This is a genomic window from Rhizobium sp. PK7-22 (assembly GCF_056530405.1).
Map to the genome: position 1 here is coordinate 1,251,657 of NZ_CP096514.1, position 20,615 is coordinate 1,272,271.

General features: G+C 62.4%; 15 protein-coding genes. 10 read left to right on the top strand and 5 right to left on the bottom strand.

Features of this window, described 5'->3' with window-relative positions; all coding sequences use genetic code 11:
* Nucleotides 1-17: 17 nt before the first annotated feature.
* Nucleotides 18-1,550: a UxaA family hydrolase gene (locus M1E10_RS10765; RefSeq protein WP_499176338.1), complete on the top strand. Its 1,533-nt coding sequence runs from the start codon at nt 18-20 to the stop codon at nt 1,548-1,550.
* Between the two features lie 21 nt (nt 1,551-1,571).
* On the opposite strand, the gene M1E10_RS10770 is transcribed toward M1E10_RS10765, so the two are convergent.
* Nucleotides 1,572-2,786 (bottom strand): OpgC family protein, encoded by a 1,215-nt coding sequence (locus M1E10_RS10770; RefSeq protein WP_499176339.1) that lies wholly within the window; start codon nt 2,784-2,786, stop codon nt 1,572-1,574.
* Nucleotides 2,787-2,961: 175 nt separating this feature from the next.
* On the bottom strand, nt 2,962-6,468 hold the full coding sequence (locus M1E10_RS10775) for a PAS domain-containing hybrid sensor histidine kinase/response regulator (RefSeq protein ID WP_499176340.1): 3,507 nt from the start codon (nt 6,466-6,468) through the stop codon (nt 2,962-2,964).
* Nucleotides 6,469-6,633: 165 nt separating this feature from the next.
* Here M1E10_RS10775 and mscL point away from each other — a divergent pair, with 165 nt between their 5' ends.
* The 5 genes from mscL to M1E10_RS10800 all read left to right on the top strand — a co-directional run bounded on the left by mscL (nt 6,634) and on the right by M1E10_RS10800 (nt 13,538).
* Nucleotides 6,634-7,065 carry a large-conductance mechanosensitive channel protein MscL gene (gene mscL / locus M1E10_RS10780; protein WP_499176341.1) on the top strand — a complete coding sequence of 144 codons (432 nt, stop codon included), beginning with the start codon at nt 6,634-6,636 and terminating at the stop codon, nt 7,063-7,065.
* A 100-nt stretch (nt 7,066-7,165) separates the two neighbouring features.
* Nucleotides 7,166-8,335 carry a pyridoxal phosphate-dependent aminotransferase gene (locus M1E10_RS10785; protein WP_499176342.1) on the top strand — a complete coding sequence of 390 codons (1,170 nt, stop codon included), beginning with the start codon at nt 7,166-7,168 and terminating at the stop codon, nt 8,333-8,335.
* A gap of 156 nt (nt 8,336-8,491) precedes the next feature.
* Nucleotides 8,492-9,526 carry an NAD-dependent epimerase/dehydratase family protein gene (galE, locus tag M1E10_RS10790; RefSeq protein WP_499176343.1) on the top strand — a complete coding sequence of 345 codons (1,035 nt, stop codon included), beginning with the start codon at nt 8,492-8,494 and terminating at the stop codon, nt 9,524-9,526.
* Between the two features lie 103 nt (nt 9,527-9,629).
* Nucleotides 9,630-10,670, top strand: a complete 1,041-nt coding sequence (locus M1E10_RS10795; protein WP_499176344.1) for a FecR family protein — start codon at nt 9,630-9,632, stop codon at nt 10,668-10,670.
* A gap of 66 nt (nt 10,671-10,736) precedes the next feature.
* Entirely contained in the window at nt 10,737-13,538 is a 2,802-nt protein-coding gene (locus M1E10_RS10800) for an EAL domain-containing protein (protein ID WP_499176345.1), read from the top strand.
* A 28-nt stretch (nt 13,539-13,566) separates the two neighbouring features.
* On the opposite strand, the gene M1E10_RS10805 is transcribed toward M1E10_RS10800, so the two are convergent.
* The gene (locus M1E10_RS10805; protein ID WP_499176346.1) at nt 13,567-13,791 is read right to left on the bottom strand and encodes a hypothetical protein; all 225 of its coding nucleotides are present in this window, start codon (nt 13,789-13,791) and stop codon (nt 13,567-13,569) included.
* 349 nt (nt 13,792-14,140) lie between these two features.
* Here M1E10_RS10805 and M1E10_RS10810 point away from each other — a divergent pair, with 349 nt between their 5' ends.
* Together M1E10_RS10810 and M1E10_RS10815 are read left to right on the top strand one after the other, a co-directional pair.
* On the top strand, nt 14,141-15,094 hold the full coding sequence (locus M1E10_RS10810) for a 1-phosphofructokinase family hexose kinase (RefSeq protein ID WP_499176347.1): 954 nt from the start codon (nt 14,141-14,143) through the stop codon (nt 15,092-15,094).
* A gap of 143 nt (nt 15,095-15,237) precedes the next feature.
* Entirely contained in the window at nt 15,238-15,666 is a 429-nt protein-coding gene (locus M1E10_RS10815; protein WP_499176348.1) for a hypothetical protein, read from the top strand.
* Between the two features lie 14 nt (nt 15,667-15,680).
* Here the strand turns inward: M1E10_RS10815 and M1E10_RS10820 are convergent, their stop codons facing one another.
* The gene (locus M1E10_RS10820; protein ID WP_499176349.1) at nt 15,681-16,418 is read right to left on the bottom strand and encodes a response regulator transcription factor family protein; all 738 of its coding nucleotides are present in this window, start codon (nt 16,416-16,418) and stop codon (nt 15,681-15,683) included.
* A gap of 119 nt (nt 16,419-16,537) precedes the next feature.
* Here M1E10_RS10820 and M1E10_RS10825 point away from each other — a divergent pair, with 119 nt between their 5' ends.
* Both M1E10_RS10825 and M1E10_RS10830 read left to right on the top strand, forming a co-directional pair.
* A complete protein-coding gene (locus M1E10_RS10825; RefSeq protein ID WP_499176350.1) occupies nt 16,538-17,284 on the top strand; it encodes a helix-turn-helix domain-containing protein in 747 nt (248 codons plus the stop codon).
* A 28-nt stretch (nt 17,285-17,312) separates the two neighbouring features.
* A complete protein-coding gene (locus M1E10_RS10830; protein WP_499176351.1) occupies nt 17,313-19,235 on the top strand; it encodes a PAS domain-containing hybrid sensor histidine kinase/response regulator family protein in 1,923 nt (640 codons plus the stop codon).
* A gap of 104 nt (nt 19,236-19,339) precedes the next feature.
* Here the strand turns inward: M1E10_RS10830 and M1E10_RS10835 are convergent, their stop codons facing one another.
* Complete coding sequence (locus M1E10_RS10835; protein WP_499176352.1) at nt 19,340-20,605, bottom strand: PLP-dependent aminotransferase family protein; 1,266 nt, start codon at nt 20,603-20,605, stop codon at nt 19,340-19,342.
* Nucleotides 20,606-20,615 lie beyond the last annotated feature (10 nt).

Here is a 20,615-nt window from a genome sequence, read left to right on the forward strand (position 1 = left end):
GGAGGAGGAAGCAGTCAATGGATGTCATCGTATCCCCCATCATCATTCTGAACGCAGCCGACGACGTCGGCGTCGTGCGCCGCACGGTGCAGCCTGGCAATCTCGTCGGGCATGGTGACCTCGTTGCCCGCGGCCTTGTCGGCCGTGGCCACAAGGTTGCGATCCGGCGCATCCCATCCGGCGCGGAAGTCAAGAAATACGGCCAGGTCATCGGCGTTGCCACGCAGGACATCGAGCCCGGCGACCACGTGCATCTGCACAACCTCGCCATGCTGCCGTCCGAGCACGTGCACCAGTTCAGCGTCGACATCGAGGAAAAGGGCATGCTGCCGGAGGCCGAGCGGCGGACCTTCATGGGCTATGATCGCGGCTTCGGGGGCGGCGGCACCCGCAATTACATCGGCATCATCTCGTCGGTGAACTGTTCCGCCACTGTCTCCCGCTACATTGCCGATTATTTCAATCGCATGGGCGGGCTCGACGGCTTCGACAACATCGACGGCGTCGTCGCCCTGACCCATGGCACGGGTTGCGCCCTCAACAACAAGTCGGAAGGTTACCGCGTTCTGATCCGGACCATCCAGGGCTATGCCAAGCATCCCAATTTCGGCGGCATCCTGATGATCGGGCTCGGTTGCGAGACCAACCAGATCGGCCCGATCCTCGAGCACTACAAGATGGAGGAGGGCGACCGGCTGCGGACGATGACGATCCAGCAGCACGGCGGCACCCGCAAGACGATCGATGCGGCCATCGAGATCATCAAGGAGATGCTGCCGGGCGTCAACGCAGCCGTGCGCACGCCGCAGCCGCTGTCCAAGCTGAAGGTCGCGCTGGAGTGCGGTGGGTCGGACGGTTATTCCGGCATCTCGGCCAATCCCGCTCTCGGCTATGCCTCGGATCTGATCGTGCGCAACGGCGGCACCACGGTGCTCTCCGAGACACCGGAGATCTACGGCGCCGAGCATCTGCTGACGCGCCGCGCCATAACCCCGGACGTCGCCCACAAGCTTCTGGAGCGGATCGACTGGTGGCGGGACTATACGGCCCGCAACGGCGACGAGCTCAACAACAACCCCTCGCACGGCAACAAGCTGGGCGGCCTGACCACCATCCTGGAAAAGTCTCTCGGTGCGGTCGCCAAGGGCGGCTCCATGCCGTTGAAGGCTGTCTATGAATTCGGAGAAACCGTGACGGAGCAGGGCTTCGTCTTCATGGATACGCCCGGCTACGATCCGGTGGCGGTGACCGGCCAGGTGGCGGGCGGCTGCAACGTCATCTGTTTCACCACCGGCCGCGGTTCGGTTTCCGGCTTCAAGCCGTCGCCCTGCATCAAGATCGCCACCAACTCCGAAATGTACGAGCACATGAAGGAGGACATGGACATCAACTGCGGCGGCATCGTCACGGGCGACGAGACGATCGAGCAGTCCGGGCAGAGGATTTTCGAGGACATCATCGCCGTGGCATCCGGAAAGAAGACCGTGAGCGAGATCTATGACTACGGCGACAATGAATTCGTCCCGTGGCAGATCGGGGCGGTGACCTGAGCCACCGCCCACGGGTCTCTATCAGTTGGCAACCTTCGCCTGCGGCTTCATGCGGGCAGGCGGAGCGGCTGGCGTTCCGAAGAACTTCTCACGTTCGCGCCAGATCGCCGGTACCGCCAGAAGCGCGACGCCAACGAGGGCAATGGCCGTCTTCGTCAGCTCGCTAAGTTCCGGCGAGCGACCGTCGAAGTAGTAGACGGCATAGACGATGCCGACGTGCCAGACGTAGACGTAGAGCGAGTGGCGGCCGATCAGCTGGAGGAACTTCAGCGAGAAGATCCAGGTGAGGACGCCAGCAGCATTGCGCACGAAGGCCGAAGAGTGCTTGGGGCCGGCCGCCAGCAGCCAAGTGACCAAGGCGGCCACCGCGATGAAGTTCAGCAGATAGACGGGGCCGAAGTCGGCGCGCACTTCCATGGCGGCAAATTTGCCGAGCATAAAGTCCGGCATCAGGCCGTTGGCGGTCATGATCCGCAGCGGCAGGAAGAACAGGACGACGATCAGCGCCATCTTCGGAATGAAGGTGTTTTCCGGCGTCAGGATGCGACCCCAGTCGATCTTGCCGGCAGATGTCATGGCACCGAGCACGAGACCCGAATAGAACACGATCTGCCAGCCGAGCAGGTTGAAGCTCGCGCGGATGCCCTGATCGTCAGGACCCATGACGACATGGTGCAATGGGTCCGTGACGATACGCTGGAGGCCGAGCTGGGCCGCCATCCACAGGACCAGTGAGCCGGTGAAAACGTAAGTCCACTTATCCTCAAGGACCAGCTTCACGAGCAGAGGCGCAAACAGCATGTAGACGATGTACTGCGGCAGGATGTCCATGAAGGTCGGCTGGAACAGGAAGGTCGCGATCGCGGCAAGGCGCAGCGGGTCGTCGAAGGTCGTGTAGCCCAGCCAGTTGTACCAGACGGTATAGGCGTCCGGCAGGAACATCTGTGCAACGAGGATGGCCAGGACGATCCCCATTGCATAGCGATAGAGTTCGAACGCCCGCGAATAGATCGCCTGACGGCCGGCGGCATAGCCGTTCTTCATCATCTTGCGGGCATAGACCATGCCGATCAGGAGGCCGGACAGGAAGACGAAGCCCTGCGCGTCTTCAACGAAGGCGAGTTGGTTGTGGTTGACCTTCACCAGCCAGTAGCCGCCGGCAAAGATCAGGTGGTTGATCAGCATGAAAACGAGGAAATATCCGCGCATGCCGTCAATGAGATCGAAGCGTTTCATCGTCGCGGTCTCCGTTCTGCCGCTCCGATGCGCTTGGGTCGCCCGGTCCAGCAGGCCTCTTGGGGGCCAAAAATCTTACGCGCCATAACGCAGGATGAGCGGGTGGGTTCCGCAAATGCGTCGCGCGCCTTGCTTCCTAGGCGAGGCTGGATGACTGGTGGATGAATGACGAAAGCTATTCCGCAGCTATTTTCTTGATGCCGGCGACCTGCGTCAGATAGGCCCGAAGAGCCGCTGGGCGTACCGGTTTATGCTGCACTGCGATGTCATAACGCTCTGCTTCCGCTCGCACTTCCGGCGTCCGATCGGCTGTCAGCAGAAGCGCCGGGATCTCGGCCTGATAGAGCTGCCGAAGCCGGACGATCGCCTCCACGCCGTTGCCGTCGCCGAGATGAAAATCGGCAACGATGACCTCCGGTGGCGGCTCCTTTGCAGCAGCGATGGTTTCGATTCCGGCAAGCGATGTCACCTGACCGACGGTGCAGCCCCAGCCTGAGACGAGCAGGCTCATGCCCTCCAGGATCTTCGGCTCGTTGTCGATGCAGAGCACCCTCAGCCCGTTAAGCGGCTGTGACCGGCGCCGCCGCTCCGGCTGTTCCGACAGTTTCGCGGTTTGAGAAGAAGCGAGGTCGCGCGGCACGCGGACCCTGAAGATGGTGCCTTTGCCCGGGACCGAAGAGAGCTCGACGGGATGGTTCAGCACCCGTGATATGCGGTCGACGATCGACAGCCCGAGGCCGAGCCCCGCTGCTGTTCGCGCGCCTTCGTCGAGACGCGCGAACTCCTTGAACACCGTTCGAAATTTCGCGGCGGGAATGCCGATGCCCGAATCCAGCACCTCGATGATCACTTGGTCACCACGGCGCCGGGCGCCGATGACGATCTTGCCGTTGATCGTGTACTTGATCGCGTTGGATACCAGGTTCTGCACCAGCCGGCGCAGCAGGTTGACGTCGGAGCGGATGCGCAGCGAGCTGGGGACCACCGTGAACTTGAGGTTCTTCTCGCGCGCCATGGGGGCAAAGTCGGTCTCGATCCGCCGCAGGAGGTCGTCGAGCGCAATTGAGGTCATGCGCGGTTTCATGGCGCCGGTATCGAGGCGGGAGATATCGAGCACGGCGCCGAGGATCGCCTCGACCGACTCCAGGGCGGAATCGATGTTGCGCACCAGCGCGCTGTTTTCGGAGGCGCCGAGCCGTTCGACCAGGGCAGACGAGTAGAGGCGCGCGGCATTCAACGGCTGCAGGATGTCGTGTCCCGCGGCGGCAAAGAAGCGGGTCTTGCCGAGATTGGCCTCTTCTGCGGAGGCCCGGGCTTCGGCGAGTTCGCGGTTGACCCGCGTCAGTTCCGCCGTGCGTTCTTCCACCCGCTGTTCCAGCGTCTCATTCGCCTGCTTCAGCGCCCGATCGGCGGCCACCCGTTCGGTGATGTCGGTCAGGGTCGCGACGATCCCCTTGTCCGGCATGGCGTTGGAGCGCACCTCGATGATCCGCTTGCCGCCGCTCAGGACCAGCGGGAAGGGTTCGTCGAGGGTCTGGAACTGCTGGACCACATCGGCACGATCTTCGGCACCGATATCACCCCGCTCCACCAGGATGGAGATGATGTCCGAAAGCGGATAGCCGACCTGGCCTACCTGTTCGGGAAGGTCGAGAAGATTGCGGAACCGCCGGTTCCAGATGGTCAGGCAATAGGAGCTGTCGAAGACAGCGATCCCCTGGTCCATCTGGGAAAGTGCCGTCTGGAGCATGTCCTGATTGTACTGCAGCGCCTCGCTCGCCTGGTCCAGCAGCCAGACGGTATCGGAATTGGCATCCTCCGCCTTCTGCAGGATGAGCGACAGCACGAGCCGCGCGGATGATGAACCGATGGCGCTGCCCAGCAACTGCTCGGAATAATGGATCAGGGCCATGTCCGCCGGCTGGTCCTCTTCCAGCGGCCGGCCACTGCCGCGCGCATAGTTGTCGAAGGAGCGCTCCATCCGTTCCTCGCCGAGATAGCGGGCGATTGTCGTTTTCAGGTCGCCGACGCTGACCCGGCTCTTCCAGCCGCGCGTAGCAAATTGCGCTCTTCGATGGCGCTTCACGAAGATGCCGGCCTGGATACGCTCAACGGGCTTCGGATTGCGCGACAGCGACCCCAGCACGAAGGCGAGACTATTGAGCACGAGGCTGAAGAGGGTGGCGGTGACGAGAGGATCCGACTCGCCATTGAACAGTGCCGTGCCGGGGAAGAGGAAGTGGAGAATGGCACCCGCCAGATGAACGTTGTTCGGACCGCCCAGGCTCGGGACAAAAAGCAGGTAGGCCCAGGCGAGGAAGCCGAGCGCCATGCCGAGAATGGCGCCCCTGGCATTGGCCCGCCGCCACACCAGCCCTCCGATCATACTCGGTGCGATCTGTGCAATGGCGGCAAACGAAAGGAGCCCGATCGAGGCGAGGCCGGTCTCGCTATCAGCCGCCCGATAGTAGGCATAGCCGAGCATCAGCACGATGATGATCGACATGCGGCGCACCCGCAGGAGTGTCTTGGTGAAGTCCGCTCGGTGGACGGAGCGTCGCATCAGCTTGCGCCGCAGCAGCACCGGCATGACGATGTCGTTGGAGACCATGATCGACAGCGCTACCGAAGCGACGATCACCATGGCAGTCGCGGCGGAAAAGCCTCCGATGAAGGCAATCAGCGTCACCAGCGGCATCTCGTTGTCAAGCGGCAGCATCAGCACGTAAAGATCGGCGTTGCCTGTGCCGCCGAACGAGATGAGGCCGGCCATAGCGATCGGCATAACGAAGAGATTGATGGCGACGAGGTAGAGCGGCAGCAGGTAGGCTGCCATTCGCAGTTCACGCGGCGTCCGGTTCTCCACCACCGTGACGTGGAACTGCCGCGGCAGCATGATGATCGCGAAGGCCGAGAGGCCGATCAGCATCAGCCACCGGCTGATTGGCGTCTCGTAGGACATCGCCGACGTGACGAACAGATTGTCCGAGGCACGCGACAATAGGTCCGACGGCCCGTCGTAGAGGACGAACATGACGGCGATCCCGACCGTCGCGAAGGCGACGAGCTTGACGACCGATTCCATAGCGACCGCCAGGATCAGGCCATCCTGATGCTCGGTGGCATCCGTATGGCGCGTCCCGAAGATGACGGCAAAGCAGGCCATCAGCAGGGTGACGATCAGGGCAAGGTCGATGAAGTAGAGATTTCCGCTGCCGATCCCGTAGGCCGAGGCATCGACCATGGCCGCGACCGAACTCGAGACGGCTTTCAACTGGAGCGCGATATAGGGGATGGCGCCGATCAGCGAAATCACCGCGACGATCATCGCCACCGTGGAGTTCTTGCCGTAGCGGGCGGCGAGGAAATCGGCCACAGAGGTCAGCTTCTCCGCCTTCGCCAGTTCGACGATCCGCCGGATGATCGGCATGCCGAGGGTGAAGGCGAGGATCGGACCGATGTAGATGCCGGTGAATTCCAGGCCCCGCTGCGACGCCAGCCCGACGCCGCCGAAATAGGTCCAGGAGGTGCAGTAGATGGCAAGGCTGAGGGCATAGACGACAGGCCTGCCGCCTTCGGGCACGCCAAAGCGACGGCTCCGGCGGTCGCCATAACTGGCGACCGCAAACAGAAGCAGAATATAGCCGAATGCCGCCAGGAAGATCAGCCAGCCGGGAACCATGTCTCCTCCGCTCCGGGGCAAGTGCTTGATGACGATAGAGCAAAAGCATCTGCTTGGAAATCGCGACGGACTTGGCATAAAGTCCAAGATGTTGTGGTGCTGCAGCCCGCACCCGAAAAATTTCCGTGCGCAACGCGCGGCCGTGAAGGATCAAAGGGGTCAAACATGTCGGTAGTTACGGAATTTCGCTCGTTCATTGCGAAGGGCAATGTCATCGACCTCGCCGTCGGCATCATTATCGGCGGTGCCTTTACCGGTATCGTCAATTCGCTGGTGAACGACATCATCATGCCAGTCATCGGCTCCATCATAGGCGGTCTCGATTTTTCCGATTATTTCCTTGGCCTATCGTCGACCGTCACGGCGCCGACCCTTGCCGCGGCGCGAGAGCAGGGCGCCGTCTTTGCCTACGGCAGCTTCATCACCGTCATTTTGAACTTCGTCATCCTCGCCTGGATCATCTTCCTGATGGTGAAGGCGGTAAACCGCATTCGTATCGCTGAAGAGAAGAAGCCGGACGCCGCCGTGCCCGCCGCGCCGCCGCCGGCCGACGTCCAGCTCCTGACGGAGATCCGCGATCTCCTGAAAGCCCGCTAAAGGCGTCCCATCACGCAAATCAATATCATCCTCACGGAATCTCATGGGATTGCGTGGGGATGGTGGGCTATGAGTGGACATCAGCCGGAGAGTGAATCGAATGTCCATCCTGAGCAGCCTTAGCCCCCGCGCCCTTTCCGCACCCGAAAGCGGCATCGTTGAAGTGATCACCTATGCGCGCGGCCAGGAGGGTCTCATTCCGCTCTGGGCTGGCGAAGGCGACCTGCCGTCTCCCGACTTCGTCAACCAGGCGGCCAGCCAGGCGCTCCTGGCGGGCGAGACGTTCTACACCTGGCAGCGCGGCATTCCGGAACTGCGCGAGGCGCTGTCGCGCTACTATGCCCGGCACTTCGAAAAGACGCTGTCGAGCGATCACTTCTATGTCACAGGCTCCGGCATGCATGCCATCATGCTGGCCGTTCAGGCGCTGACCAACCCGGGCGACGAGCTCATCTATCTCTCTCCGTCCTGGCCCAATATCGTTGCCTCGGTGGAAATCGGCGGCGCCAAGCCCGTGGTCCTGCCGCTCGATTTCGTCGACGGGGGCTGGTCGCTCGACCTGCAGAAGCTGGAGTCCCTGATCACGCCCCGGACGCGGGCGCTCTTCATCAACACGCCGTCGAACCCAACCGGCTGGACTGCCTCGCGCGAGGAACTGGCCGCCATTCTTCAACTGTCGCGCCGGCACGGGCTGTGGATCATCGCCGACGAGATCTATGCGCTCTACTACTACGGCAAGGAAATGCGGGCCCCTTCGTTCCTGGATGTCATGGAAGAGGGAGACCGGGTGATCTTTGCCAACTCCTTCTCGAAGAACTGGTCGATGACCGGCTGGCGGCTCGGGTGGCTTGTGGCGCCGCCCGAGATTGGTCAGGTGATCGAGAACCTCATCCAGTATTCCAATTCCGGAGTCGCACAATTCATGCAGCGCGGCGGGGTGGTGGCGCTCGACCAAGGCGACGACTTCGTCCGCGAGAACATCGAGCGCGCGAAGGTCTCACGCGACATCCTGTGCGACACGCTGATCGCCACCAACCGCGTCGAGACCCTGAAGCCGGAGGGCGCGCTCTACGCCTTCCTGAAGGTCGACGGCATCACCGACAGCCGGGCGGCCGCACTCGACATCGTCGACAAGGTCCAGGTGGCGCTGGCGCCGGGCTCCGCCTTCGGTCCCGGCGGTGAAGTTTTCCTGCGGGCCTGCTTCCTGCGCAACCCGCAGCAGGTCCAGGAAGCCGCCACCCGGCTGGCCGACTATGTCCTCAAGCTGTGAGCCAGAGTGAAGCATAGCTAAAACTTTAGCAAAACCGTTTTTCGGGCCTTAGCCTTGGCTCGCAATATACCCCGTCGCCTGCCCCTCCAGGTAAGCATTGATGAAGGGGAACAGTGTTTCGCTTCCTGCTAACAAACGAAAGCAGGGAGTATCGAAATGGCCGTTCTTGTCACCGGTGGTGCCGGATATATCGGAAGCCACATGGCTTGGGCTCTGCTGGATGCCGGCGAAGACGTTGTGGTCCTCGACAGGCTCTCCACCGGGTTTCGCTGGGCGGTGCCGCCGGCGGCCCGTTTCTACCTGGGCAACGTCGGGAATCGCGACCTTCTGGCGCAGATCTTCGCAGAAAACGACATCGACGCCATCCTGCACTTTGCGGGCTCGATCGTCGTGCCGCAGTCGCTCGCTCATCCGCTCGAATATTACGAGAACAACACCAGCAACACCCGTCTTCTGGCAGCGGCCGCTGTGGAAGCCGGTATCCGCAATCTCGTCTTCTCCTCCACGGCTGCCGTCTACGGCGATGTCGCGGATGACACGCCGGTGATCGAGACGGCGCCGACCTTGCCGAAGAACCCCTACGGCCAGTCGAAGCTGATGTCGGAACTGATGCTGAAGGATGCCGCCGCGGCGCATGATTTCCGCTTCGTCGCCCTTCGCTATTTCAATGTCGCCGGAGCCGATCCGAAAGGACGGACCGGCCTGTCGACCGACGGCGCCACGCACCTGATCAAGATCGCCTGCGAAGCCGCCCTCGGACAGCGCGCCGGTGTCGACGTCTACGGCACGGACTACCCGACGTCCGACGGTACGGGCGTGCGCGACTACATCCACGTCAGCGACCTCGTGAACGCCCATCTCATGGCGCTCAGCTACCTGAGGCAGGGTGGTGAAGCTCTGATCGCCAACTGTGGCTACGGCAGGGGCTATTCGGTGCTGGAAGTGCTGGAAACCGTGACGCAGCTCGGCGGCAATGCGTTCGAGATCAATTATCGTCCGCGCCGGCCAGGCGATGCGGCAAGCGTCGTGGCAAACTCTACCCTGGTGCGCGACCGCCTGGGTTGGGTGCCCCGCCATGACGACCTGCAAGTTATCCTGAAGACTGCCCTCGCCTGGGAGCAGTCCCTCGTCGAACGGAAGGGTGGCGAGCTGCAGGCAATCCGCCAGAGGCTCGTCTCGGCGAATTTCTGATCGAGGAGAGGCAGAGGAGACGGATTCTTTGCAAAGGCGCTCGCTAATTGAAGAATATCTTAATTAGCGAGTGATTTGGTGGGCATGAAAGGGAGAAAGTCTCATGCTCAGCCTGTTGCGCCAGATCGTCGCCGCTGCCCTTGTCGTGTGTTTCTCCTCCCTTGCCGCGATCGCCGCGGATTGGCAGGTCGAGAAAGTCACGGCAGGAGTAAACTTCACCGTCGACAAGAGGACGTGGTTCCCGGTCCAGGCCGGCCTGATCGTTCCCAACAGCGCCTGGATATCCACCGGCCCTCGCGGCCGCCTGACTTTGGCCAGGGGTGTGGAACGGATATCATTTGAGCCCAGGACCCTTGCTGCCCTGATCACCCGCGACGGCCTCTTGTCGCGCAAAACCGAGGTCGTGCAGCAGAAGGGGCAAATCGCGCTCGATGTCGAAAAGCGAAGCAGCCCCCATACGTATGTACACACGCCCTTCCTGGCCGCTGTCGTCAAGGGCACGAGTTTCACCGTCACCGTGACAGAGCGGAACGCCTCAGTGTCGGTTGATCGCGGGCTGGTCCAGGTCTCGTCCTTCACTGGAGGACAGAGCACCGATGTCGGCCCGGGTCAGCAGGCCATGGTGGACCAGTCGCAGACCATGACCGTCGCGGGCAACGTTTCTGCACCCTCAGTCTCTTCCGTGGAACCGACGCGGGCGGCGGTTCGCGCCGTTGGCCAGCAAGCGCCGATCGGAGCCGGAATGGGGCTGAGCGGGTTCACGGGTCAGGCCAATAGCCGTGGTGACAGCTCCGACGGCGCCAGCAGCAATGGCGTTGATGGCGAAAGCAGCGAGCGTGCACACGACAACCGTGGAAATGGCGCAGGCGCCGGACCTAGTGATGGAGGCCAGGCCAATAGCAACCACGGCAATGGCAATGGCAACGGCAATGGCGCGGGCCATGCCAACGCCGGAAACGGCCAGGGCAACAACAATGGAAATGCTCAAGGCGGCGGGAATGGCAATGCCGGCAGTGGCCAAGGCAACGGCAACGTTGGAAGCGGCGGCAATAATGGCGGCGGCGGCGGCAACGGTGACGACGACGGCAATGACGGCGACGACGACGATGGTGATGACGATGGCGACGATGATGATGATGACTAAGCATCCACGTCGCCCAAGCAGTGCCGGGAGGATGGTGTCCTGAGGTCTCTGCTTCGCCCGTTGATCATGATCGAACAGCCGCGCCGAGCAATAGCGCGGCTGGTGGCGGCCGCCGCACTGCTGTTGATGCCGTTTGCGCTGCCTGCCTCCAGATTGGTTCAGCAGCTTGACGAGCAGCTGTTCGACCTGCGGGCAGAACTTGCCCCCCGCAGCGCCTCAGACAAGTTTGTTTTCGTGGCCATCGACAAGGAAAGCCTGGATCAGGTGGGGACCTGGCCCTGGCCCCGGTCGGTCCATGCGGCGATCATCGATGCCCTGGCTGAAGGTGGTGCCGGCGACATCTTCCTGGACATCGATTTCAGCACGCCCTCTTCTCCGCAGGAGGACCAGAAACTCGCAGATGCGCTCGAACGCGCCGGAGGCGTCATGCTTCCTGTTTTCGAACAGCATCAGCACGTGAGTGATGCTGCGGCGGTTTCGGTAACCCGGCCGATCGATGATCTGGCGAAAAAGGCCTGGCTGGTTGCCGCCAATGTCGCCCTGGATCCGAATGGCCTGTTCCGGAGCCTCGACACCAGCGTCACGCTCGATGGCGATCCGCTTGCCTCTGCAGCGGTGGTCCTGTCCGGAGTAGCGGATCCGGGAGTGCCGGAACTGGCAGTCGATTTTTCCATTCGACCCGAAACCATCGCTGCCGTCTCCGTCGCCGATCTGCTGCAGGGCCGCGTGGAGCCGGGCTTCCTGGCCGGCCGGTCGGTCGTAGTGGGCGCCTATGCAACGGAACTGAAGGATCTGTTTCCGGTGCCGATCTATGGCATCCTGAGCGGCCCCATGCTCCACATCCTGGCGGCAGAAACCCTGGTGCAGGGAAGGGTGCCGGAGCGCTTTCCCGCCTGGCCGCTCGGTCTGGCACTGGCCTTTGTGATCCTGGCCAGCTCGCCGAAGCTGCGCGAACAGCGCATGGTGCCTGTCATCGCCAGTGCCGCTGCATTCGTTGTCTGCGTCGAAGCCGCCGGCTACCTCCTGCAGAAGGAGTACTCGCTGCTGCTGCCCTCGGCCACGCTCCACCTCATGCTGATCGCGGCGCTCGTAGTCTTCCTGATGGAAAAGATCGGCCTGAGCGCCTGGCTTGCCGAGATCGCGACAGCCGAGAAGCGCAACAGCCGAAGGATCCTGAAGCGCGTCATCAGCGATAGTATCGATGCAGTGATCATCGTCGATGGCGACGGCAAGATCCTGGACCAGAGCCGGGCGGCGGCGACGTTTTTCGGGCCGCGTCACGAGTTGAAGCGAGGCGGGGATTTCCGTCTGATAGGGCCGCCAGAGATCAATCAGGCGCTTGACCGCCTGATCGAGGCCAGTGGTAAAGAGGAGAAGCTCCTTCCTGCTGTCCATGAAGAGTTAACGGTGGACAGCGACGGACAGTCCCGTCATCTCGAGGCGTCCATGACGCTCTCCAGGATCGAAGACCTGACGGCCCGGGGGAGGACGTCCAGATCCTTCGTCGCCTGCATCACCGTCCGCGATGTCACGGCCCGCAGGATCTACGAGGACAAGCTTCGCAGGCTGGCCCAGCTGGACGATCTCACAGGCGTTTTCAACCGGCGCGAACTCATCAACCGTGTCAATCAGAGCGTCAACGAAGGCATGACCATGGCCGTGGCCGCGGTCGACCTGCACCGCTTTGCCACGATCAACTCGACCTTTGGCCGTGGAACCGGCGACCAGCTTCTGCATGCCGTGGCGCGGCGTCTGATGGCCGGCGTCCGCGACATCGCGCATGACCCGGACCACGCCTTCGTCGGGCGGTTGAGCGGCGATGTCTTCTGTGTGGCTCTGGCCCTCGCATCGGACGCGGACATCACGGATCTGCCGCAGGCGCTCCTGTCGCTGTTCGAAAAGAACTTCGACGCCCGCAGCGCGAAAATTCACGTCGACGTCCGGATCGGTGCCTCTCTTGCCAACGAGGGACTGGACAATGCGGCAAGCTGGATCGACGCTGCCGAGCTCGCCCTCGACAAGGCAAAGAAGATCGGCGGCTCCGGTTGGCATGTCTACGAACCCCTGGCGGCGATCGCGCAGGCGCGCAGCATGCGTCTGGAGCAGGAAATGCGCTCGGCGCTGCGGGACAACCAGTTCTATCTTCTCTACCAGCCGCAGGTGGACCTCGGCACAGGGGAGATAACCGGCAGCGAGGCTCTGGTGCGCTGGAAACATCCGGAGCTTGGACTGGTGTCGCCCCTCCAGTTCATCGAGGTCGCCGAGTCCAACGGCTTCATCTGCGATCTGGGCAGGTGGGTTCTGCTGGAAGCTTGTTCGGCAGCATCCAGATGGCCGTCTCACCTCACCGTTGCGGTCAACGTATCTGCCGTCCAGTTCGCCAAGGGCGATCTCTGCGCGGATGTCCGCGAGGCGCTGGCCATCTCCGGACTGGAGCCCCACAGGCTCCATATCGAGGTAACGGAATCGACCTTCCTCCTGGATCCTGAACGGCTTCTCGAAGAGATACAGGAACTCAAGTCGCTGGGTATAGCTGCCGCGCTGGATGACTTCGGCACCGGCTATTCGTCGCTCAGCTACATCGCCCGCTTCCCGTTCGACAAGATCAAGATCGACCAGTGCTTCGTGCGGGGCATCGTCTCGAGCCCGTCGAGTCAGGCCATTGTACGCTCGGTCAAGTCATTGGCCGACGGCCTTGGCATGGCGGTGGTTTGCGAGGGGGTCGAGGAAGAGGCCGAATGGCAGCTGCTGCACAGTTTGGGCTGCCAGCAGGGGCAGGGATACTATTTCGGCAAGCCGCAGACGACAGACGAGTTCGTGGCGCTGGCAGGTGGCCGGCAGTTCGTGACGCTCAAGGCAACGGCATGATCCCGCCGACCCGGGAGGGTGCTGTCGGTCAGCAGTGGCTGCAGCTGGTTCCGGCCGTCTCGGCAGCGGACAGCACCTGGTAGAAACGCGTGGCGCGTTCCTCGCGAAGCCGCGACAGCTTCTGGTCAAGCTGCTCGCGCGCCGCCTGGCTCAGCATCTCTGCAAAGGCGTTGGGCTCCATCCCGTCAGCCCGCAGCATCAGGGCGATGAGAGGGTCGGATACGGCCTCAGAGATTGAAAGATCGTACTTCATGTCGTGACCTCCATTTTCACGCAGGGTACTCAGACATTGCGACAACAATATTTCCAGGCTGTGGCGCTGAGAAGAAGCATGCGCGCCGTCGATCCATCTCGCCGCCCTGTCCCTCGTCGGCGGCCGCGAAGGACATCCTACGCCGTCGAGACGATTTGCGCTATGTCAACTTGCTGCTGCGCCGCAACGATATGGTCACGCTCGTCGGCTCGCAGATGAGATGGAGCGCCTGATCTGACAGTTGATGGGGCTGCCTTTCTTGTTTCCCGATCCATATCATGCTGATTGTCCGTGCCTCACGGATCTCCACCTGCGACCGAACGTGTAGAAACAAAAGGTTCGAGAAGACATGGCTTCCATCCTCTGCGTCGCCCTCAATCCCTCGATAGATCTCGCCAACGAAACGGATCGCGTCGTTCCGACGAAGAAGGTGCGCATCCGCAACCAGCGCCAGAACATCGGCGGTGGCGGCGTCAACGTCGCCCGGGTCGTGGCGGTGCTGGGCGACCGCCCGGATCTCCTGGTCATGTCCGGTGGCGCAACGGGGGAGGTCTTCCTGGATGCCGTCCGCCAGCTGCCGGTCAACCTGCACACGATCCCTATCGAGGGCGCGATCCGCGTCGCCTTCATGGTCAAGGAAACGGAGACCGGGCAGGAGTATCGTTTCGTACCGGAGGGGCCGGTGGTCAGCCATGAGGAGTATGACGAGGCCCTGCGTTTCCTGGCGCAGGCGACTGCGGACTACATCATCGTCAGTGGCAGCCTTCCCCGTGGTCTGCCGAAGAACGCCTATGGCGAGATGGCGCGCATCTGCGCCGCCAAGGACACCCGCTTCATTCTGGATGCATCCGGCGAGGCGCTGGCGGAGGCGCTGAAGGTCGGCGGCCTCTTCATGATCAAGCCGAGCCTCGACGAACTCGAGGACATCGTCGGACGCAGCCTGGACGAGAAGGGCGCGGTGGCCGCCGCCCAGGAACTGATTGGCCAGGGCGCCGTCAAATACGTCTGCATTTCCATGGCGCGGGAGGGCGCCTTGCTGGTCACCGAAGAAGGCGCCATCAAGGTGCCGTCCTTTGCCGTGCCGGTCGGTTCGACGGTCGGTGCCGGCGACAGCTTCGTCGGCGGCATGGTCTGGGCGCTGACCAACGGCTATCCGCTGGAGGACGCCTTCCGGCTGGGAGTGGCGGCCGGCGCGGCAACCGTGATGAGCCCCGGCACCGAACTCTGCCGACGCGAGGACGTCTTCACGCTCTACGAGCACGGGGATGCAGCATTCCGCGATGGGAAGCCGGTTGCAGGCTGACCCCGCGATCGCATGATCGCGCTCATGTCCCGCAACGGCGTTTTGACCGGCGTCAATGCGGACCGGACAGCGAGAGCTAGTCTCTCCAGATTCAGGGCCTCAGACCACCAAAGACGGGAAGTCTGCACAATTCGGAACTGTCCATGGTTTTCCACTACGAGATCGAGAATCTGAGCCACAGGGATGTGATCCGGGCCTTTGCGGTCATGCAGATCATGGTTCCGACGCTTGATCTGGAGACGTGGAGGCGACTGACCGCTACGGAGCTGCAGCGAAGACAATGGGCGGCCGCCAAGGACGCGCGCGGCTACATCCGCGGCATCTTCAGGATGACGCGCGTCAGGCACCCGCTTCTCGGCGATCTGCTCGACGTGCCGGTCTTTGCGACCATCAGCCTGATCGACGAGAGCGGCGTCAGTCGGGAGATCATTACCTTCGCACGGCGTGCTGCAGAGAAAGAAGGATGCCGGATGATCCATATCTGGAACTCGGCACCTGCAGGCATTCACGTTCTCGAACACCCGGAGACCTTACCGGATGTGGGTTTTGGCCGGATATACAGCGTCGAATAGGCGAAGCCAGACACTTAGATCCGCGAGATGGTACCGGTAAACACATAGCCGACACCCCTGACGGATTTGACCAACTGCGGTCGCTTGGCGTCTGTCTCGATCTTGCGCCGCAACCGTACGATTTGCGCATCGACGGCCCGGTCGAACGCCTCCAGCTGGCGTCCGCGCGTCAGGTCCATCAGTTGTTCGCGGGTCAGGACCCGACCGGCATGTGCGACGAAAACGGCCAGCATGTCGAATTCGCCGGTGGTGAGTTCCACCTCCTGCCCCGAGGGGTCCTGCAGGACCCGCCTGGTGAGGTTGAGGGTCCAGCCGTCGAAGCGGATGCCGTCTTCCTTTTGGGACTCGCTCGGTGCGGACGAACCTCGGCCCCGCCGCCGGAGGATCGATTTGAGCCGTGCATGCACTTCCCGCAGGTGAAACGGCTTGGCAATGTAGTCGTCGGCGCCGATCTCGAGGCCGACGATCCTGTCGACGACATCGTCGCGGCCGGTCAGCATCATGATCGGCACGTCGGACTGCGCCCGGATCTCTCGGGCCAGATCCAGACCGTCCTGCCCGCCGGGCAGCGACAGGTCGAGAAGGATCGCGTCGAAGTCCGTCTGCTTCATGCTCAGCCGCATCTCGCGTCCGTCGCCGGCGCAGCTCACGCGATAGCCTTCGTTCTCAAAGTATCGCGCCAGTAGGTTGCGAATACGCAGATCGTCATCGACGACGAGGAGATGGACGCTGTTGCTGGTATCCGGGGTCATGAGCCTGTGGGATCTGGGGTGTTACGGACTGTTACACGATTGCACCCATTATCACAGTCAAACCATTCGCGTGTTACGGCCGCAGGGTCAATTGCCACCATCAAGAAATGGAGGCTGACATGTTGATGGAAAGCACGACGAGATCCCGCCCGGCCATCGCGCCTTCGCAGGTGACGCCGGTAAGCCTGCACTCCCTGTTTGCCAGGCAGCCGGCCGAGAATTTCGTTTCGGGCCAGATCCTGTTCTTCGAGGGTGACGAGGCGAAATCCATCTTCGAGGTTGTCGAGGGCACGCTGCGCATCGTTCGGATACTGCCGGACGGACGGCGCGTCATCACCGGGTTCCTGAATGCCGGAGACTTACTCGGCATCTCCTTCAAGAGCCATTACATCTACACCGCCGAAGCCATCAACACCGTCACAATCCGTCGCCTGTCGCGCAGAGCATTCGAAATCGAACTCGCCAGCTCCGACGACATCCGCCCGGCCGTCTTCCACCAGATGTCGGACGAGATGGCCGCGGCCCAGGACCAGATGGTTCTCCTGTCGACGAAGAACGCTGAAGAGCGTCTCTGCAGCTTCCTCCTGAAGGAGTTGCAGAGGGAAATGCGCGCCGGCGGACTGAAAGCCATCGTGCAGCTGCCGATGACAAGGCTCGACATTGCCGATTATCTGGGTCTCACGATCGAGACGGTCTCTCGGACGATGACCAAGCTTGTGAACAAGGGCGTCCTGCGACCTTCGGGACGGCATGCTGTTGAAATTCTGCGCCGCGGCCTGCTTGCACAATTGGCCGGAGACGGCGATGAATGCGAAATCGACTGGCGGATGACGAATGCCTCTCGCGAGGAGCTCCGCCGGCACTAGCCTGGTATCTGCGTTTATGGACATGACGATGAATGAAGAGCCCGCGCTCCAGAAGGCAGAGGCTAGCGACCTGGACGCAGCACTTCGGCTCCTGGACCACGCAAACCTGATCGTTCACGCCTGGAATGGTGTCGTGACCCACTGGACGGAGGGTTGTGAGGCTCTCTACGGCTGGCGTCGGGAAGAGGCCGTCGGCAAGGTTCTGCACGACCTGCTTCAGACACGCTTTCCCCAGCCCCGCGAAGAGGTTCGCGCTCAGGTGCAGACCACGGGGATCTGGGAAGGCGAAGTCGTTCATCGCCACAAGCAAGGCCACTCGATCTTCGTCGCGACCCGCTGGGTCGCTGTGCAGACAAGCGGCGAAGAGCGGCCGATGATCATTCAGATGAACAACGATGTGACGAACATGAAGGCGGCTGAAAACAATCTGGCGGAACGGGAGGCGCATCTGCGCTCCATTCTCGATACCGTCCCTGATTCGATGATCGTCATCGATGAGGCCGGTCAGATCAGTTCCTTCAGCGCGGCTGCCGAGCGGCTGTTCGGCTATACGGAAGACGAGGTTCAAGGCGGCAACGTCAGGCTCCTGATGCCGTCGCCGGATCGTGAAAAGCATGATGGCTATCTGGAGCGCTATGTCGCGACGGGAGAGCGGCGCATCATCGGCTACGGCCGGGTGGTGACCGGGCAGCGCAAGGACGGCACGCTTTTCCCCATGGAACTTTCCGTCGGCGAGACCAGGGTGAACGGCAAGCGGATCTTCACCGGCTTCGTCCGCGACCTGACGAGCCGCCACAAGATCGAGGAAGAACTGCGCCAGTCGCAGAAGATGGAAGCCATCGGCCAACTGACCGGGGGGCTTGCCCATGACTTCAACAATCTGCTGACGGTCATCAGCGGCAATCTCGAGATGATCGAGAGCAAGATCTCCGACGAGCGACTGCTGACCATGCTGCGCGAAGCCCAGGGCGCTGCCGACGACGGCGCCAAGCTGACCAGCCAGTTGCTCGCCTTTGGCCGCCGGCAGGCGCTGAACCCGAAGATCGTCGATGTCGGCCAACTCGTCTCCGGCTTCTCGGATCTCCTGCGGCGGACGGTGGGCGAGATGATCGAGCTGCGTACCGTGATCACCGGCGCCACCAACGAGGCGCTGGTCGATGGATCGCAGCTGCAGAACGCGATCCTGAACCTGACGCTCAACGCTCGCGACGCCATGCCACGAGGCGGTCGTCTGTCGATCGAGATCTCGCGGGTGACCCTGGATGTGGATTACGCCCAGATGTATCCGCATGTGAGAACCGGCGAATTCGTACTCGTCAGCGTCAGCGACAATGGCGAGGGAATGCCCGCCGAGGTGCAGCAGCGGGCATTCGAGCCGTTTTTCACGACGAAGGGTGTAGGAGCGGGCACCGGCCTTGGCCTGAGCATGGTCTATGGCTTCGCCAAGCAGTCCGGCGGCCATGTCCAGCTCTACAGCGAGGCGGGCCAGGGGACGAGCGTGCGGATCTTCCTGCCCGCCATCCAGCACGCCGTCGATACCGCCGTGACCTCCGAGAGCACCGCCTCCGGCGCCAGACTGCTTCCCGGCGGTTCGGAAAAGATCCTGACGGTGGAGGACGACGCGCGCGTACGCCGCGTCGCCGTCGCCCGACTGACCGATCTCGGCTACGAGGTCATCGAGGCCGACAATGGCGCACAGGCGCTGGCGAAGCTGCGGGAGAACAATGACATCGCGCTGTTGTTCACCGACGTCGTGATGCCCGGCGGCATGACCGGTGACGAATTGGCCGAAATCGTCCGTGCCGAACATCCGCATATCAAGGTTCTGTTCACCTCGGGCTATGCCGAACCGGAGATCGCCGGCCGCGAACTGGCCTTTTCCGGCAGCTGGCTGAAGAAGCCCTATACGGCGAAGGAACTGGCGATCCGTCTGCGCGAACTTCTCGACTAGCACGCGACGGCGGATCCTTCCCGGTCTCCAAAACGGAAAACGGCGCCTCTAGGCGCCGTTTTCGCTCGCTTTACGGTGCGTTGGTCATCGGGACAGGGTTGCCCTCAGCTCGCCCTGGCGACCCCGGTTTCGGTCGCCAGGATCCTGTCGAGTGCTGCCGTCATGCGGTCCACCTCGTCGATCGTATTGTAGTGCACCATCGAGACGCGCAGCATGCCGCCGCGGTCCGTGAGATCGAGATATTCCGCCAGTCGCCGCGAGTGGAAGTCGCCGAAGCGGATGGCGATCTTCTCCTCGTCCATCGCCCGGCAGATGTCTCCGGCTTCGCGGCCGTCGAAGCGGAAGGCGATGGTCGGAACGCGGCTGCTGTCGCGGTTCAGCGACTGTCCGACGATCTGGCAGTCGTTGCGCGACCGCAGGTAGCCGAGGAGGCGGTCGGCGAGAGCATTCTCCTGTGCCGTGATCGCGCTGTAGGCGGCCTCGATCTTCTGGCGGACCGTGCCCGTTTCGCCGGCCTGTTCGCCGAGCGCCACCAGATAGTCGACGATACCGCATGTCGAATAGGCCAGCTCGTAGTTGGGGTTGCCCGGCTCCAGCTTGCCCGGCACCTTGTCCTTGCCGTAGAAGTAGTGGTAGAGCGGGTCGAGTTCGAGCAGCAGGTCGTATTTTCCGTACATCAGCGCGTAGTGCGGACCATAGGTCTTGTAGAGGCTGAAGACGTAGTAATCGACGTCGAAGGCCTGGACGTCAACGGCCCGGTGGGGCGCATAGGCGACCGCATCGACGCAGATCCTGGCGCCACGCTCATGAACGAAGTCGGCGATCTCGCGGATCGGATTGATCGAGCCGAGCAGGTTGGAGCAATGGGTGACGCAGACGAGCTTCGTGCGCTCGCTCATCAGCGGCGCCAGGTCGGAAAGATCGAGCGCCATCGTCTCCTTGTTGAGCGGCCAGACCTTGAGAACGACGCCGCGCTCCTGCAACCGGTCCCAGGGACCGATATTGGATTCATGGTCGGCCACGGTGACGATGATCTCGTCGCCTTCCGAAAGCTGACTGTGCATGGCGCGCGCGAGATTCTGCAGCAGCGCCGTTGTCGAATTGCCGAAGACGATCTCTTCGGGGCGGCTGGCATTGACGAGATGCATGGCGGCAGTGCGGGCTTCGTACAGCGCGCTGGCAGCGGCCTGCGACACTTCGTAGGAGCCGCCGATCTGGACGTTCTTCTCGATCAGGAAACTGTTGATGCGGTCGAGCGCGGGCTTCAGGATCTGCGATCCGCCGGCATTGTCGAAGAGTGTCCAGCCGCGGTTGAGGCCTGGAAACTGGCTGCGGACGAAGTCGAGGTCGAGCGGCGAATTGGTGGCCATACTGTTTGTC

What these genes read in the sequence shown, in the direction of transcription:
- M1E10_RS10765 (WP_499176338.1), top strand. Translation starts at nt 18, where the DNA reads ATGGATGTCATCGTATCCCCCATCATCATTCTGAACGCAGCCGACGAC.
- M1E10_RS10770 (WP_499176339.1), bottom strand. Translation starts at nt 2,786, where the DNA reads ATGAAACGCTTCGATCTCATTGACGGCATGCGCGGATATTTCCTCGTT.
- M1E10_RS10775 (WP_499176340.1), bottom strand. Translation starts at nt 6,468, where the DNA reads ATGGTTCCCGGCTGGCTGATCTTCCTGGCGGCATTCGGCTATATTCTG.
- mscL (WP_499176341.1), top strand. Translation starts at nt 6,634, where the DNA reads ATGTCGGTAGTTACGGAATTTCGCTCGTTCATTGCGAAGGGCAATGTC.
- M1E10_RS10785 (WP_499176342.1), top strand. Translation starts at nt 7,166, where the DNA reads ATGTCCATCCTGAGCAGCCTTAGCCCCCGCGCCCTTTCCGCACCCGAA.
- galE (WP_499176343.1), top strand. Translation starts at nt 8,492, where the DNA reads ATGGCCGTTCTTGTCACCGGTGGTGCCGGATATATCGGAAGCCACATG.
- M1E10_RS10795 (WP_499176344.1), top strand. Translation starts at nt 9,630, where the DNA reads ATGCTCAGCCTGTTGCGCCAGATCGTCGCCGCTGCCCTTGTCGTGTGT.
- M1E10_RS10800 (WP_499176345.1), top strand. Translation starts at nt 10,737, where the DNA reads ATGATCGAACAGCCGCGCCGAGCAATAGCGCGGCTGGTGGCGGCCGCC.
- M1E10_RS10805 (WP_499176346.1), bottom strand. Translation starts at nt 13,791, where the DNA reads ATGAAGTACGATCTTTCAATCTCTGAGGCCGTATCCGACCCTCTCATC.
- M1E10_RS10810 (WP_499176347.1), top strand. Translation starts at nt 14,141, where the DNA reads ATGGCTTCCATCCTCTGCGTCGCCCTCAATCCCTCGATAGATCTCGCC.
- M1E10_RS10815 (WP_499176348.1), top strand. Translation starts at nt 15,238, where the DNA reads ATGGTTTTCCACTACGAGATCGAGAATCTGAGCCACAGGGATGTGATC.
- M1E10_RS10820 (WP_499176349.1), bottom strand. Translation starts at nt 16,418, where the DNA reads ATGACCCCGGATACCAGCAACAGCGTCCATCTCCTCGTCGTCGATGAC.
- M1E10_RS10825 (WP_499176350.1), top strand. Translation starts at nt 16,538, where the DNA reads ATGTTGATGGAAAGCACGACGAGATCCCGCCCGGCCATCGCGCCTTCG.
- M1E10_RS10830 (WP_499176351.1), top strand. Translation starts at nt 17,313, where the DNA reads ATGAATGAAGAGCCCGCGCTCCAGAAGGCAGAGGCTAGCGACCTGGAC.
- M1E10_RS10835 (WP_499176352.1), bottom strand. Translation starts at nt 20,605, where the DNA reads ATGGCCACCAATTCGCCGCTCGACCTCGACTTCGTCCGCAGCCAGTTT.